The sequence below is a fragment of the Myxococcus sp. AM011 genome, assembly GCF_013372595.1.
Classification (GTDB): domain Bacteria; phylum Myxococcota; class Myxococcia; order Myxococcales; family Myxococcaceae; genus Myxococcus; species Myxococcus eversor.
Window position 1 is genome coordinate 1 of the sequence record NZ_JABXEM010000584.1, and the last position, 858, is coordinate 858.

Genomic DNA, 858 nt, shown 5'->3' on the forward strand with positions numbered 1-858 from the left:
GCCACCGTGAGGGTGAAGGCCAGGTCCACCGTGTACGCGGGGCGCCTGCGCACCAGCTCCGCGCCGGAGGGGCCCTGCACGACGTCCTCGTGCAAGACGTTGGTGGAGTAGCGACGACTCTCGCGCAACGTGGGGCCTGACAGCACCACGGAGGGCAGCGCGGCCATGGCGATGACGTTGAGGCCGTCTGCCACCGTGTCGTCGTAGTCGATGGAGACGCTGGCGCTGACGTTGGCCACCACCTGGCGCTTCAGCTCGCGCAGCAAGGTGCGCACGAGGCGGGTGAGGTCCGCTTCCTTCGCGACGCGTGGGCGCAGGTAGCGGTACGCCCCCGGCAGGACAGCGGCCTCTCCTGGAATGGGGCGTCCGTCCGCGGAGAGGTTGAGCAGCTCCACGTCGACGGTGCCCGCCTCATGGGGCGGCGTCCTCACGTCGACATGCGAGGCGCCCGACTGCTGGCGCATGGAGATCACCTCCGCGCGCAGTCCGCCCAGGCGCACGGCCACCCGCGCGGCGAAGCCCACCCCGGCGAGGCGGAGGATGTCGCCGCCGCTGGTGGGCCCCGAGGAGGGCGTCACGGAGGTGAGGGAGGGGACGGCCATTACCCGGGCCCTCCGAGGCCCAGCTCTTTCGCGACGCGCGCGAGGAAGCGGCGGCTGGCGCCCTGGCGAAACCGTGCGAAGGCTGGCCGCAGGAAGGGGCGCGCTGGCGTCTGAGTCACAATGACGCCCCGCCCCCTGCCGCTGTTACGCGACTCGCCGGCCAGGCCGGCCTGGCGCAGCAGCGCGAAGAGGAAGCGCCGCATCTTCGGCGTCATGGGGATGACGACGGGTGGGCCTCCGTACTCCTGGAGCTGCG

Annotated in this window: 1 protein-coding gene and 1 pseudogene; both read right to left on the reverse strand. The window is 72.3% G+C overall.

Annotated features, from left to right (window positions below):
- The coding region (locus HUW62_RS47450; protein ID WP_176438215.1) for an IPT/TIG domain-containing protein at positions 1-602 on the reverse strand (602 nt) is incomplete at its 3' end.
- A pseudogene (locus HUW62_RS48310) lies at positions 602-858 on the reverse strand (hypothetical protein); the annotation flags it as partial. The gene HUW62_RS47450 and the pseudogene HUW62_RS48310, both read right to left, overlap by 1 nt.